This window comes from Nocardioides imazamoxiresistens (genome assembly GCF_032378595.1).
In the GTDB taxonomy this organism is placed as follows: domain Bacteria; phylum Actinomycetota; class Actinomycetes; order Propionibacteriales; family Nocardioidaceae; genus Nocardioides; species Nocardioides imazamoxiresistens.
Window position 1 is genome coordinate 290,244 of record NZ_JAVYII010000003.1, and the last position, 12,831, is coordinate 303,074.

The 12,831-nt window shown below is 73.2% G+C and carries 14 protein-coding genes; 6 read left to right on the forward strand and 8 right to left on the reverse strand.

Annotation, left to right across the window (positions count from 1 at the left end; genetic code table 11):
• Positions 1-3 precede the first annotated feature (3 nt).
• Positions 4-1,110, forward strand: coding sequence for a DNA glycosylase AlkZ-like family protein (locus RDV89_RS08340; protein ID WP_315732499.1), 1,107 nt, complete (start codon positions 4-6; stop codon positions 1,108-1,110).
• A gap of 3 nt (positions 1,111-1,113) precedes the next feature.
• On the opposite strand, the gene RDV89_RS08345 is transcribed toward RDV89_RS08340, so the two are convergent.
• Positions 1,114-1,341, reverse strand: coding sequence for a hypothetical protein (locus tag RDV89_RS08345; RefSeq protein WP_315732500.1), 228 nt, complete (start codon positions 1,339-1,341; stop codon positions 1,114-1,116).
• Between the two features lie 159 nt (positions 1,342-1,500).
• Between RDV89_RS08345 and RDV89_RS08350 the strand changes: the two genes are divergently transcribed.
• Entirely contained in the window at positions 1,501-2,211 is a 711-nt protein-coding gene (locus RDV89_RS08350) for a PadR family transcriptional regulator (protein WP_315732501.1), read from the forward strand.
• Positions 2,208-2,636: a DUF1707 SHOCT-like domain-containing protein gene (locus RDV89_RS08355; protein ID WP_315732502.1), complete on the forward strand. Its 429-nt coding sequence runs from the start codon at positions 2,208-2,210 to the stop codon at positions 2,634-2,636. Before RDV89_RS08350 ends, RDV89_RS08355 begins: the two co-directional genes overlap by 4 nt.
• Positions 2,637-2,784: 148 nt before the next feature.
• Here RDV89_RS08355 and RDV89_RS08360 read toward each other — a convergent pair whose 3' ends face one another.
• A complete protein-coding gene (locus tag RDV89_RS08360) occupies positions 2,785-3,390 on the reverse strand; it encodes a YceI family protein (RefSeq protein ID WP_315732503.1) in 606 nt (201 codons plus the stop codon).
• 144 nt (positions 3,391-3,534) lie between these two features.
• The gene (locus RDV89_RS08365) at positions 3,535-3,672 is read right to left on the reverse strand and encodes a hypothetical protein (protein ID WP_315732504.1); all 138 of its coding nucleotides are present in this window, start codon (positions 3,670-3,672) and stop codon (positions 3,535-3,537) included.
• A gap of 300 nt (positions 3,673-3,972) precedes the next feature.
• Between RDV89_RS08365 and RDV89_RS08370 the strand changes: the two genes are divergently transcribed.
• Complete coding sequence (locus RDV89_RS08370; protein WP_315732505.1) at positions 3,973-5,097, forward strand: SGNH/GDSL hydrolase family protein; 1,125 nt, start codon at positions 3,973-3,975, stop codon at positions 5,095-5,097.
• Between the two features lie 145 nt (positions 5,098-5,242).
• Complete coding sequence (locus tag RDV89_RS08375; RefSeq protein WP_315732506.1) at positions 5,243-6,445, forward strand: TerC family protein; 1,203 nt, start codon at positions 5,243-5,245, stop codon at positions 6,443-6,445.
• A gap of 84 nt (positions 6,446-6,529) precedes the next feature.
• Here the strand turns inward: RDV89_RS08375 and RDV89_RS08380 are convergent, their stop codons facing one another.
• The 4 genes from RDV89_RS08380 to RDV89_RS08395 are packed head-to-tail and all read right to left on the reverse strand — an operon-like array spanning position 6,530 to position 10,033.
• Positions 6,530-7,156, reverse strand: coding sequence for a response regulator transcription factor (locus tag RDV89_RS08380; protein ID WP_315732507.1), 627 nt, complete (start codon positions 7,154-7,156; stop codon positions 6,530-6,532).
• Positions 7,150-8,289: a sensor histidine kinase gene (locus tag RDV89_RS08385; RefSeq protein WP_315732508.1), complete on the reverse strand. Its 1,140-nt coding sequence runs from the start codon at positions 8,287-8,289 to the stop codon at positions 7,150-7,152. Before RDV89_RS08385 ends, RDV89_RS08380 begins: the two co-directional genes overlap by 7 nt.
• The gene (locus tag RDV89_RS08390; protein WP_315732509.1) at positions 8,286-9,047 is read right to left on the reverse strand and encodes an ABC transporter permease; all 762 of its coding nucleotides are present in this window, start codon (positions 9,045-9,047) and stop codon (positions 8,286-8,288) included. The genes RDV89_RS08385 and RDV89_RS08390 overlap by 4 nt, the downstream gene beginning before the upstream one ends.
• Positions 9,044-10,033 (reverse strand): ABC transporter ATP-binding protein, encoded by a 990-nt coding sequence (locus RDV89_RS08395; protein WP_315732510.1) that lies wholly within the window; start codon positions 10,031-10,033, stop codon positions 9,044-9,046. Before RDV89_RS08395 ends, RDV89_RS08390 begins: the two co-directional genes overlap by 4 nt.
• Before the next feature lie 118 nt (positions 10,034-10,151).
• On the opposite strand from RDV89_RS08395, the gene RDV89_RS08400 reads away from it, so the two are divergent.
• Complete coding sequence (locus tag RDV89_RS08400; RefSeq protein ID WP_315732511.1) at positions 10,152-11,609, forward strand: NAD-dependent succinate-semialdehyde dehydrogenase; 1,458 nt, start codon at positions 10,152-10,154, stop codon at positions 11,607-11,609.
• Positions 11,610-11,812: 203 nt separating this feature from the next.
• Here the strand turns inward: RDV89_RS08400 and RDV89_RS08405 are convergent, their stop codons facing one another.
• Complete coding sequence (locus RDV89_RS08405; protein ID WP_369012404.1) at positions 11,813-12,769, reverse strand: NAD(P)/FAD-dependent oxidoreductase; 957 nt, start codon at positions 12,767-12,769, stop codon at positions 11,813-11,815.
• Positions 12,770-12,831: the final 62 nt, after the last annotated feature.

The following is a 12,831-nucleotide window of genomic DNA, read 5'->3' on the forward strand; positions in this document are numbered from 1 at the left end:
CCCGTGGCGCTGCGGCGGATCTCGCAGGAGCAGGCCCGACGCGTCGCCGTGCGCGCGCAGCTCCTCGACCGCCCGCGCCCGGTCGACCCCCTCGCCGTCGTCCGACGGCTGACGCTCCTGCAGGTCGACCTCACCGCCGCCGTCGCCACCAACGCCGGCCTCGTCCTGTGGTCCCGCCTCGGGTCGGCCGCCTTCCGCGCCGCCGACCTCGACGCGGCGCTCGGCGACGGCTCGCTCGTCGAGGTCCGGGGCGTGCTGCGCCCCGTCGAGGACGTCGCCCTCTTCCGGGCCGAGATGGCGGCCTGGCGTGCGGGCGTACCGCTCGAGGACTGGCAGGTGGGTGCGCAGGCGTGGGTGGCCGCCAACGCCGCGGCCCGACGCGACCTCCTCGGCGAGCTGCGCCGCGAGGGCCCCCTGCCGGCCCGCGCGCTGCCGGACACCTGCGAGGTGCCGTGGCGCTCGACCGGCTGGACCGACGGCAAGAACGTGATGAAGATGCTGGAGGTCCTCGAGGCGCGCGGCGAGGTCGCGGTCGCCTCCCGGGCCGGCCGCGAGCGCAGCTGGGACCTCGCGGAGCGTGTCTGGTCCGACGACCCGGACGCCGCGCCGGGGCTCGAGGAGGCCGCGGCGGAGCGGTCCCGCCGTACGCTCGCCGCCCTCGGCCTGCAGCGCCGCGCGCCGTCGCGGCCCGTGCCCCCGGGGGCCGAGGAGGTCGAGGTCGAGGGCGTCCGGGGGACGTGGTCCGTCGACCCGGACCTCCTCGCCGAGCTCGACGCGCCGTTCGCCGGGCGCTGCGCCCTCCTGTCGCCCCTCGACCGACTGGTCGTCGACCGCCGGCGGACCGAGGAGCTGTTCGGCTACGAGTACCAGCTGGAGATGTACAAGCCCGCCGCGCGGCGGCGGTGGGGCTACTGGGCGCTGCCCGTCCTGCACGGCGACCGCCTGGTCGGCAAGGTCGACGCCGCCGCTGACCGCCGGGGCGGGGCGCTGCGGCTGAGGGCCGTGCACCGCGACGCCGGGTTCACCGCCGCGACCGCCCGGGCCGTGGACCACGAACTGGCCGACCTCGCCGCGTACCTCGACCTCGTGCTGGTGGACGAGCGCGACTGAGTCTCAGTCGGCGCTCTCGGTGGGCTCGTCCTGCTTCCCGCGGGCGGTGCGGGGGTCCGGGAACATCCACACGCTCAGGACGACCGCCAGTGTCGAGACCATGAGGAAGAAGTAGTCGCCCTGGTCGCGATCGCCCTCGAGGATGCCGATCACGTTCACCACGGTCATCGTGGCGAATGCGACGACCTGGACGCACGCCAGGTTGCGCGGATTCCTCAGCCACCGCCTCACGCACCCGACCCTAGGCGGCACCGGGCGCACGCCGTGCGAAAACCCGTTTGAACAGCCACTACCGCAGGCGTACGCTCGCGATATATCGCGACAGTCCGCCGACAGATCGACATCACCGACCCGTCTCGCCGGACCGCCGCCCGATCGAGGGAGCACTCCATGTGGGACAAGTACGACGACAACGACGAGACGAACGACGACGAGCGCCGCGGTCGGGGGCCGCGCCGCGACCCGTCCGACTGGTCCTCGCTGGGCGAGGCGATCGGAGGGGGCTTCGCGGCCGGCTTCGGGCCCGGACGTCGACCGCACCCCGGCGGTCGTGGTGGCGGGCGAGCGCGCCGCGGGCAGCCGGTCCCGCCGTGGGTGGCGGACATGCTCGGCTTCGACGCCCCGCCGCAGCGGGGCCGGGGCGGTGGCCCGAAGGTGCGGCGCGGCGATGTCCGCTCGGCGATCCTCGACGTGCTGGCCGCCGAGCCGCGCAACGGCTACCAGGTGATCAGCGAGATCGCTGAGCGCTCGCACGGCGAGTGGAAGCCGTCGCCGGGCTCGGTCTACCCGACCATCCAGCAGCTCGAGGACGAGGGCCTCGTGGTCGCCGACGAGTCGCTCGGGCGCCGGGCGCTGCGGCTGACGGACGAGGGTCGGGCCTACGTCGAGGAGCACGCCGACGAGATCGCGGCCGTGTGGGCGCCGTTCGCGCCGCGCGAGGAGGACGGCCCCCAGGGCGCCCTGCCGGAGATCGGCCAGGTCATGAACGCGCTGTGGCAGATCGTCGCGACGGGCACGGACGCGCAGCGGCGCGAGGCGCTCACCGTGCTCGCCGACACCCGGCGTCGGCTCTACGGCATCCTCGCCGAGGGCGAGCGGTGAGCGAGCCTGCGGAGATCAGGCTGTCCGACGCCGAGCGGGCCGAGGCCGCGCAGGTCCTGCAGGACCACCTCGCCGACGGCCGGCTCGACGTGGACGAGCACGCGGAGCGCTCGGTGCTGGTCTGGCAGGCGCGGTACGCCCGGGAGCTGCGGCCGCTGTTCGCCGACCTGCCCGCGCCGCACCCGGAGGTCCTGGCGCCGCGCCCGCCGCGGGACTGGAACCGCCGCCCGTCGGGCCTGGTCGAGCAGCCGCGCCGGCGACCGGGCCTCGTGGGCCCGGTCGGCTGGGCGGGCTCCGGGGTGCTGGTGGTGCTGGCCGTCCTGGCCACGCCCTTCCTCGCGGTGGTCGCGGGCCTCGACGTGGTGATCGTCGTGCTCGCGCTGTCCATGCTGTGGGCGTTCCTCTTCGCCCGCCGGCGGCGCTGAGCGAGCGGTCGCGGCGACGCCGGGGACGTCGAGGAGGTCGTGGGACGGGCGACGCCCCCGCCCACCGGATGACCGGTGGACGGGGGCGTCGTCGGACGTGCTGGGCGTGCCGGGCCTCGCCCGGCTGCCTCGCCTGGATCGGGACTGATCAGGCGGTCTGGATCGCGGAGACGTCGAACTCGAGCTTCGCCTTCTCCGAGATGAGCACGCCGCCGGTCTCGAGCGCGGCGTTGTAGGTCAGGCCCCAGTCCTTGCGGTTGATGGTGGCCGCGCCCTCGAAGCCGATGCGCAGGTTGCCGAACGGGTCGCGCGCCGAGCCGGTCTGCTCGAACTCGACCGTGACGGGCTTGGTGACCTCCTTGATCGTCAGGTCGCCCGTGACGAGCCAGGTGTCGGCGTCCTGGCGCTCCACCTTCGTCGAGGTGAAGGTGATGTCGGGGTAGGCGCCGGCCTCGAAGAAGTCGCCGGTCTGCAGGTGGCCGTCGCGGTCGGCGTTGTTGGTGTCGATGCTGGCCGCCTTGATGACGATCCGCACCGAGGAGTTGGCCGGGTTGGCGGTGTCGACCTTGGCGGTGCCCTCGAACTCCTTGAAGGAGCCGCGCACCGTCGTCACCATCGCGTGGCGCACGGAGAAGCCGAGGCGCGTGTGCGTGACGTCGAGGGTGTAGTCGCCGCTGATGTCGTCGACGGCGGTGGTCGGAGCGTCGAAGGACGCCTCGGTGGACTCGGTCTTGCTGCGGTTGAAGATGCCCATGGTGGCCTCCGGTGACGTGTTGATTGAAGATTCAACGGAAAGCGTACTCCGGTCCGTTTCCGAGGTCAACACTCCGGGCGCAACGCAGCAGGAGCCGCCGCCCCGGTGGGGGCGGCGGCTCCTGCGAAGAGGGTTGCGGTGCGGTCAGGCAGCGAGCTGCTGGACGACGGCGGCGGCCGCCGGCATCCAGCGGGCCTCCATGCGCTGACGACCGGACGCGTCGACGACCTTGACCCAGGTGAGGGTCAGGGAAGGGCCGTGCTGGTGCGTGTAGTCGGGCATTGGGCACCTCCTGTTCACTTTCTGTTCACTCAAGGTAGCCCATGGACCCAAGGTGGGGAAGTCCTCGCCGGTCGCGGACCGGCAAAATCACCTCGAACAGGCGGTCGTCGCCCCACTGGCGCCCTTCTTTGGAGGCCTGGGCGACCCTCCTCCTCCACCTGCCTCGACCCGGCGCGGGTGAACAGGAGGTGAATCCGCGAGCGGCCGATCGACCCTGGCGCGTTCGCCGCGGATCGGCCTACGGTGGTCGAGGTGCCGCTCGGGCGCCACCGTTCTCGCCATTCATTCTCGGGAGGAACCATGGCGATCCACACCGTCCGCACGCCTGCGCGCCGCGCAGGCCTCCATCTCGCCGCCGTGTCGGCCGCTGCCGTGCTCGGCGTCGTCTCCGCCGCCGGCCCCGCCTCGGCGGACCCCGTCTCCGGCTCCACCGGGGACGAGCCCTCCGACGTCTCCGGGTCCACCTCGGTCGAGCCGGGCGTCTCGGGCTCCACCTCGGTCGAGCCCGCCGTCTCCGGCTCCACCGGGGTCGCGGCCGGTGAGGCGTACGTCGCCCTCGGCGACTCCTACTCCTCGGGCACCGGCACCCGCAGCTACATCGACGACGGCACCGAGTGCCTCCGCTCGACCGCGGCGTTCCCGTCGCTCGTCGCGGCGGCCGGCGGCTACGACCTCGACTTCCGCGCCTGCTCCGGCGCGGTGGTCGCCGACGTGCAAGCCAACCAGCTGCAGGCCCTGTCCGCCGACACCGACCTGGTCACCCTCACCATCGGCGGCAACGACGCCGACTTCACCGGCGTCATCACCGAGTGCGCGCTGCCCGGGTGGGCGAGCAACTGCGACGGGGCGATCGACACGGCGACGAGCTTCATCGACGGCACGCTGGGCTCGCGACTGTCGGGCCTGTACGCGCAGGTCCGCGCGGCCGCCCCGAACGCCGAGGTCGTCGTGGCCGGCTACCCGCGCCTGTTCATGGGCGAGGACTGCGACGTCCTGACCTTCATCTCCCCGGAGGAGATGACGCGGCTGAACGCCACCGCCGACCTGCTGAACCGCACGACGTCGTCCGCGGCAGCGTCGGCCGGCTTCCGCTTCGTCGACCCGACCGCCGCCTTCGTCGGCCACGCGGTCTGCGACGACCCCGAGTGGCTCAACGGCCTGTCCAACCCGGTCGTCGAGAGCTACCACCCCAACACCCTCGGGCACGCCCAGGGCTACACCCCGCTCGTGAGCGCCGCCCTCGGCAGCGCCGCGACCGCGACCTCCGAGGTGGTCGCCGAGGCGGCCTCCCGCGCGGACGAGTACGCCGCCCAGCAGGCGCCGTACGCCGCGTACGACCGCACCATCGCCCCGAGCACGGTCGACGTCGCCGCGCTGCAGGAGGCCCGCAGCGCCATCGACGCGGGAACCGCGCCCGCCGAGTGATACCCGGGACCCCCGGGTGTGATGCGCGCCGCGCATCACCCCGGGGGAACTAGGTCCGGTGCATGATCGTTGAGCAGTCAGGACGCCGCCCGCCGGGTCGGCGGACCAGCACGCCCTTCGTCATCGACCCGCTAGGAGCAAGTCCATGGAGGTTTCCCCTCTCGTCTGGGGCCTCACGATCGCCGTCATCGCCGGTCTGCTGGCGTTCGACTTCTTCTTCCACGTGCGCAAGGCGCACATCCCGACGCTGAAGGAAGCCGCCATCTGGTCGGCGATCTACGTCGGTCTCGCGATCGTGTTCGGCTTCTTCGTGCTCGCGAACTGGGGCGGGACGTACGGCGGTGAGTACTTCGCCGGCTACATCACGGAGAAGGCGCTCAGCGTCGACAACCTCTTCGTGTTCCTCATCATCATGGCGAGCTTCAAGGTGCCGCGGGAGGACCAGCAGAAGGTCCTGCTGTTCGGCATCGTCTTCGCGCTCTTCGCGCGCAGCGCGTTCATCTTCGTGGGCGCCGCGGCCATCAACAACTTCTCCTGGGTCTTCTACCTCTTCGGCGCGATCCTCATCTACACGGCGCTCTCACTGCTGAAGGAAGAGGACGAGGAGGAGGGCGAGATCGACAACTTCGTCATCCGCCTGGCGAAGCGCTGGTTCCACACCTCCGACGAGTACGACGGCGACAAGATGTTCACGGTCGTCAACGGCAAGCGGATGCTGACGCCGATGCTGCTCGTGATGATCGCGATCGGCGGCACCGACCTGCTCTTCGCGCTCGACTCGATCCCGGCCATCTTCGGCCTGACGCAGGAGTCGTACATCGTCTTCACGGCGACCGCGTTCTCGCTCATGGGTCTGCGCCAGCTGTTCTTCCTCATCGACGGTCTGCTCGACCGCCTCGTGTTCCTGTCCTACGGCCTCGCCGTGATCCTCGGCTTCATCGGCGTGAAGCTGTTCATCCACGCCCTGCACGAGAACGAGCTGCCGTTCATCAACGGCGGCGAGCACGTGACGGCCATCCCGGAGGTCTCGATCACCGTGTCGCTGAGCGTGATCGTGGGTGTCCTGGCGCTCACCGTGATCGCGTCGCTGCTGAGCCCCCGCGGCAAGGCGGAGTCGACCGTCAAGGCGGCCAAGGCCAACGCCGAGCATTACCTCGACGGCAGCTACACCCACGACCCCGAGGAGCACCAGCGCCTCTACTCCGTCGTGGCGGCCAAGGAGCAGCAGATCCAGGACCTCCCGGAGAAGTTCCGCCCGGAGGGCAAGGAGAAGGCCGAGCTCGACGAGCTCTTCGCCCGGGTGCACGCGGCCCACGACGACGTGGCGCCCGGGGGCAAGAACCTCTGAGCGGCACCCGCCCGCACGCGTGACGGGGCCGGGACGACCTGCGGGTCGTCCCGGCCCCGTCTGCTTCCCCGGCTCGGGACGGGCTCAGATCCAGCCGCGGTCGCGGGCCAGCCGCGCGGCCTCCACCCGGGTCGCCGTGCCGGTCTTGCCGATCGCCGACGACAGGTAGTTGCGCACCGTGCCCGCGGACAGGTGCACGCGCTCGGCGATCCGGGCGACCGGCACTCCGTCCAGCGCGACGCGCAGCACCTCGGCCTCCCGCTCGGTCAGCGGGTTCGCGCCGCCCGCGAGCGACTCGCCGGCCAGCAGCGGGTCGACCACCCGCAGCCCGGCGTGCACCCGCCGCACCGCGTCGGCCAGCTCGGGCGCCGGGGTGTCCTTGACGACGAACCCCGACGCGCCGGCCTCGAGCGCGCGCCGCAGATAGCCGGGGCGCCCGAACGTGGTCACCATCAGCGACCGTACGCCCGGGGCGTCGCGCCGCAGGGCGGCCGCGGCGGCGATGCCATCGGGCACCTCCGAGCTGCCGGGCATCTCGATGTCGAGCAGGCAGACGTCGGCGTGGTTGCCCACCGCCGCCGCGACCACGTCGTCGGCGCGGCCCACCTCCGCGACCACGAGCAGGTCGGGCTCGAGGGCGAGCAGGGCGGCGAGCGCGCCGCGTACCAGGGCCTGGTCGTCGGCCAGGAGCAGCCGGATCGGGCTCACCACGTCACCTCCAGCCGGGTCCCGCCGCCCGGCGCCTCGTCGACGGTCAGGGTGCCGCCGGCGGCGCGGACCCGCTCGCCGACCCCGCGCAACCCGTTGCCGGGCGGGTGCGGGCCGCCGCGGCCGTCGTCGGAGACGGTCAGGCGGTCGCTGTCCAGGTCGACGGTGCAGCGTCGTGCGCCGCTGTGGCGCACCACGTTGGTGACCGCCTCGCGCAGCACCCAGGCCAGCACGATCCGCCGACGGGGGTCGACGGCCGCCGGGTCGTCGGGCACGTCGCCCTCGATGCCGGCGGCGGCGAGGGCGGCCGACGCGGCGGCCAGCTCGTCGCCCAGCCGGGCCACCCGCAGGCCCGCGACGGTGGCGCGTACCTCCCCCAGCGCCTCTCGGCTCAGCGAGCGGATCTCGGCGAGCTCGGTGCGGGCGCGCTGCGGGTCGAGGTCCAGGAGCCGCTCGGCGAGCTCGGCCTTCGCGACGACGACGGTGAGGCTGTGGCCCAGCACGTCGTGCACGTCGCGGGCCACGCGCTCGCGCTCGGCGACCAGCGCCATCTCCTCGGCCATCACCTGCGAGACCTCCCGCCGGTCCTCCAGCACGCGGGTCGCCGTCAGGGTGACGATGGTCGCGATCAGCACCGGCAGGAAGAACTGGCCGCCGTCGAAGCGCTCGACGAGGGTGGTGAGCGCCGCGGTGGCACCGACCAGGACGCCGACGGTCACGACCGCCAGCCGCATCGGCGTCAGCAGCATCGCGTACGCCGACGTGTAGATGACCAGGCCCATCGCGGCGGTGCCCTGCAGGGCGATCGCCGCCGCGGTCAGGGCGATCTCGGCCGCCAGGCCCGCCAGCGGCCACCAGTCGGGCAGCCGGCGGGCGTGCCGGGGACGGTCGGAGATCACGAAGCCGTGGACGTAGACGGCGGTGAAGACGACGATCATCGTGGCCCCGAGCGCCACCTGCCAGGCCGGTCGCGGCGTCTGCACCAGGTCGAGCACCGGGAAGACCATGAAGACGAGCCACACGGTCGCGAGCAGCCACGCCCAGCGGATCCACGGGTCCAGCTCGACGGCGTCGGCGGTCTCGGCGGGGGCGGCGGTCGTCGCGGCGGAGCCCTCCGCAGCCGTCGTGCGGCTCACTGGCGGCTCCGGCCCCGACGCACCAGGAGGGTGGCGACGACGCCGAGCAGCAGGGCCCAGACGCCGATGTTGAGCAGCGGCACCCACAGCGCCTCGGTGCCGAGGTCGCGCCCGTCGTTCGAGATGAGTCGGCCCTCCGTGACGGGGTAACGGGCCAGGGCCACGTACCCGTAGAGCGGGGTGAACTTCGCGATGGTCAGCAGCACCCCGCTGAGGGGCACGAAGATGTTGCCGAGGAACGCGAGGATCACGACCATACCGCTGGCCGCGGACACCGCGGCCTCCGTCCGGAACGCCAGCGCCGCGCACAGGCCGAACAGGGCGAAGACGGTCGAGCCGACCGCGACGGCCAGCATGCTGAGGGCCCAGGCCGTCACGGTGCCCTCGGCCCCGGTGACCAGGCCGACCACGGCGATCAACGTCACCGGCAGCAGCGCGACGAGCACCGCCAGGGCCGCCTTGACGGTGACGAAGGTCCGGTCCGGCAGCGGGGTCAGCCCCAGCTGTCGTCCCCAGCCCTGGAGGCGCTCGACGGCGGCCATGCCGCCGACGCCGACGGTCGCGGTGACGGCGCCGTACGCCGCCATCGAGACCAGGATGTAAAGGCCCACGTTGCCGTTGCCGATCCGCGCGTCGGTGTACTCCTGCGTGGCGCCGAAGATGACGAACAGGAACGCGGGCAGCACGACGACGAAGAACAGGTTCGCGCGGTCGCGGGCGAAGCGACGCAGCTCCAGGCCCAGGTAGGTGGCGTTCATCGGGCGTCCTCCTCGATCGGGTCGGTGGTGTCGCTGGTGCCGGTCAGGGCGACGAAGGCCTCGTCGAGGGAGCCCGTGACGACCTCGAGGTCGTGGCCGCCGAGGTCGACGAGGATGGTCCTCGCCACGGCGTCGGAGTCGGTCGCGATGACGCTGACGCGGTCGCCCTGCACGCGTACGTCGGCAGCCCCCGGGTGCGCGAGCAACCGGTTCACCGCGGCGCCGCGGCCCGCGGCCGGGAGCGTCGCGTGCACGGTGCGGCCCGAGGCCCGCGAGCGGATCTCCGCGGTCGTGCCGTCGGCGATGACCCGCCCCTGCGCGACCACCACGATGCGGTCGGCGAAGGCGTCGGCCTCCTCCAGGTAGTGCGTCGCGAAGACCACGGTCCGTCCGCGGGCGGCCTCGAGGTGCATCGTGCGCCAGAACTCGCGGCGCGCCGTGACGTCCATGCCGGCGGTGGGCTCGTCCAGCACCAGCAGCGCCGGATCGGGCAGCAGCGCCAGCGCGAACCGCAGCCGCTGCTGCTCGCCGCCCGAGCACTTCGAGACCAGGCGTCCCTGCAGCTCGGTGAGGCCCGTGCGTGCGAGGACGTCGTCGACGTCCGTCGGCGCGGCGTACGTCGAGGCGATCAGGCGCACGGTCTCGCGCACGGTGAGGTCGTGCAGCAGGCCACCGGTCTGCAGGATGGCGGCGAGGCGGCCCTCGGCGACGGCCCGGCGCGGAGGACGACCGAACACCTCGACGGTGCCGGAGGACGGCTCCGTGAGGCCGAGGACGACGTCGAGGGTCGTGGTCTTGCCGGCGCCGTTGGGGCCGAGCACGGCGACGACCTCGCCCGGCGTGATCGTCAGGTCGATGCCACGCACGGCGTGGACCTCGCCCGCCTTCGTGCGGAACGACTTGGTCAGCCCGCGCAGCGCGACGGCGGGGGCTCCGGTGGGCTCGAGGGGGGCCGCAGGCTCCTGCGACGGACTGGTCGTGGTCATGGCCCCGAGCCTGCCGCCGCGAGCGGGTCCGGCGCCGTCCCCGGCTGTCACCCGTTGCCCGTGACACCTGTCATCCGCAGGTCGCCCGCGGGCTGGAGCGCGGTGGCACGCTGGCCCCATGAGCGCACTTCCCGACGGACTCCTGACCCCGCGGCTCCTCATCGGTGGCGAGTGGCGTGACGCCGACGAGGGCGACACGTTCGACGTGCTCGACCCCGCCGACGAGTCGGTGCTCGCCACCGTCGCCGACGGCACGGTCGACGACGCCGTGGCCGCCCTCGACGCGGCGGTCGCCGCGCAGGAGGAGTGGTCCCGCACCGCCCCGCGCGAGCGCGGGGAGATCCTGCGCGCCGCCTTCGACCTCATCACCGAGCGCACGGACGACTTCGCGCGCCTGATCAGCCTGGAGATGGGCAAGCCGCTGAAGGAGGCCGCGGGGGAGGTGGCGTACGGCGCCGAGTTCCTGCGCTGGTTCGCCGAGGAGGCCGTGCGCGTGCACGGCCGCTGGATGAACGCCCCGGCCGGGGGGTCGCGGCTGCTGACGGTGAAGAAGCCGGTCGGACCCTGCCTGCTGATCACCCCGTGGAACTTCCCGATCGCGATGGCCACCCGCAAGATCGCCCCGGCGATCGCTGCCGGCTGCACGATGGTGGTCAAGCCCGCCGCGCTGACGCCGCTCACGACCCTGGCGGTGGCGCAGGTCCTCGAGGAGGTCGGCCTCCCGGCCGGGGTGCTCAACGTCGTCACCTCGTCGCACTCGTCGGCGATCTCGAAGACGCTGATGGCCGACGAGCGCCTGCGCAAGGTGTCCTTCACCGGCTCGACCCCGGTCGGCAAGAAGCTCGTCGAGCAGTCCAGCGAGCAGCTGCAGCGCCTGTCGATGGAGCTCGGCGGCAACGCGCCGTTCCTCGTCTTCGAGGACGCCGACCTCGACGCCGCGGTCGAGGGCGCGGTGCTGGCCAAGATGCGCAACATGGGCGAGGCGTGCACGGCGGCCAACCGGTTCCTCGTCCACGAGAGCGTCGCCGACGAGTTCGCATCGCGCCTCGCGGAGCGGCTGGGCGCGATGCGCGTCGGCCGCGGTCAGGACGAGGGCGTGGAGGTCGGCCCGCTGGTGCAGGCCTCGGCGGTCGAGGAGATCGACCAGCTCGTCACCGACGCCGTGCACGACGGCGCGACCGTGCTCACGGGCGGCGCGGTGCCCGACGGCCCCGGCTACTTCTACCCGCCGACCGTGCTCTCCGGCGTCCCGCACGAGGCGGCGCTGGTCAACAACGAGATCTTCGGCCCGGTCGCGCCGGTGTCCACCTTCGCCGACGAGGACGAGGCGGTGCGTCGGGCCAACGCGACGGAGTACGGCCTGGCGTCGTACGCCTTCACCCGCGACCTCGACCGCGCCGTCCGGCTCGCGGAGCGCCTCGACTACGGCATGGTCGGGATCAACACGGGCCTGCTGTCCAACCCGGCGGCCCCGTTCGGCGGCGTGAAGCAGTCCGGGTTCGGCCGCGAGGGCGGGTTCGAGGGCATCGAGGAGTACCTCGAGACGACGTACGTCGGGATCGCCGTCAAGGAGTGACGCGGGCGGGCCGGGCCTCGATGCGGCCCGGTCGGAAAACGCGGACCCGGGACGGGAAAACGCGGACCCAGCCTCGGCCGGAGGCGGGCTGGGTCCGCGTTCTCTTCGCACCTGTCCGCGTATTCTTCGGGACCCGGATCGACCGAGACCGGGACCAGGGCCGGCCTGACCCGGGTGTCGGTCCGACCCGGCCGGACCCGGGCTCAGTGCCCAGCGCCGAGCGCGGCCATCTCCTCGCCCAGCAGCTCCTGGATCGCGCCGGAGGCGGCCATCTGCCCGGCCGCGGTCGCGGCCACGACGGACGGCATCGGCATCGGGAACGACGCCCGGTGGGCGAGGTCGCCGCCGGCGAAGACGCCCGGCACGCTGGTGCGCCCGAAGTCGTCCACCTCGATGCAGCCGGACTCGAGCAGCCGCAGGCCCAGCTGCTCGGCGAAGGGCGCCGACTGGCGGTAGGTCGGTCGCAGCAGGACCCCGACGGCGTCGAGGTCGGTGCCGTCGGCGAGCACGACGCGTACGCCCTCGCCCGCCCGCTCGAACCGCTCCACCTTCGTCTCCACCACCGCCGCGCCCAGCGCGTCGAACAGCCGGCGGGCCTCGGGCTCGACCGCGGCGCCGTCGGCCAGCAGGGTCATCCGGCCGGCGACGGGCCGCATCAGGCCGACGAGGTGCGCGTGCTGCGGCGTGGCGCCGAGGAGCACGACGTGGCCGCCGGCGAACTCGTGCCCGTGGCAGAACGGGCACTGCGCGGCGAGGGTGCCCCACAGGTCCGCGAGGCCGGGCACCTCGGGCAGGTCGTCGCTCAACCCGGTGGCGAGGACCACGCGGCGGGCCCGGAGCGTACGCCCGTCGTCCAGCGTCGCGGTGAAGCCCGCGGCGACGTCGCCGGCGATGGTCGCGACGCGACCCTCGTGCACCTCGACGTCGTAGGGCGCGAGCTGATCGCGCGCCGCGGCGCGGAAGTCGGCGGGCGCGCGCCCGTCGTGGGTGAGGACGTTGTGCATGTGGTCGACGGTGGCGTTGCGGTAGTCGCCGGAGTCGACGAGCGCGACGCTGCGGTGGATGCGGCCGACGGTCAGCGCGGCCTGCAGGCCGGCGGGGCCGCCGCCGACGACGAGGACGTCGCGGGCCGGTGCGGTGGTCGGTGCGGTGGTGCTCACGGGATGCTCCTTCACGAGGTGGTGTCGCTTGCGCAGGTCACCAGCGTGTGACTTCATGTCGA

Coding starts and splice junctions, on each gene's coding strand:
- RDV89_RS08390 (WP_315732509.1), bottom strand. CDS start 9,047: ATGAACGCCACCTACCTGGGCCTGGAGCTGCGTCGCTTCGCCCGCGAC.
- RDV89_RS08400 (WP_315732511.1), top strand. CDS start 10,152: ATGAGCGCACTTCCCGACGGACTCCTGACCCCGCGGCTCCTCATCGGT.
- RDV89_RS08350 (WP_315732501.1), top strand. CDS start 1,501: ATGTGGGACAAGTACGACGACAACGACGAGACGAACGACGACGAGCGC.
- RDV89_RS08370 (WP_315732505.1), top strand. CDS start 3,973: ATGGCGATCCACACCGTCCGCACGCCTGCGCGCCGCGCAGGCCTCCAT.
- RDV89_RS08395 (WP_315732510.1), bottom strand. CDS start 10,033: ATGACCACGACCAGTCCGTCGCAGGAGCCTGCGGCCCCCCTCGAGCCC.
- RDV89_RS08365 (WP_315732504.1), bottom strand. CDS start 3,672: ATGCCCGACTACACGCACCAGCACGGCCCTTCCCTGACCCTCACCTGG.
- RDV89_RS08360 (WP_315732503.1), bottom strand. CDS start 3,390: ATGGGCATCTTCAACCGCAGCAAGACCGAGTCCACCGAGGCGTCCTTC.
- RDV89_RS08375 (WP_315732506.1), top strand. CDS start 5,243: ATGGAGGTTTCCCCTCTCGTCTGGGGCCTCACGATCGCCGTCATCGCC.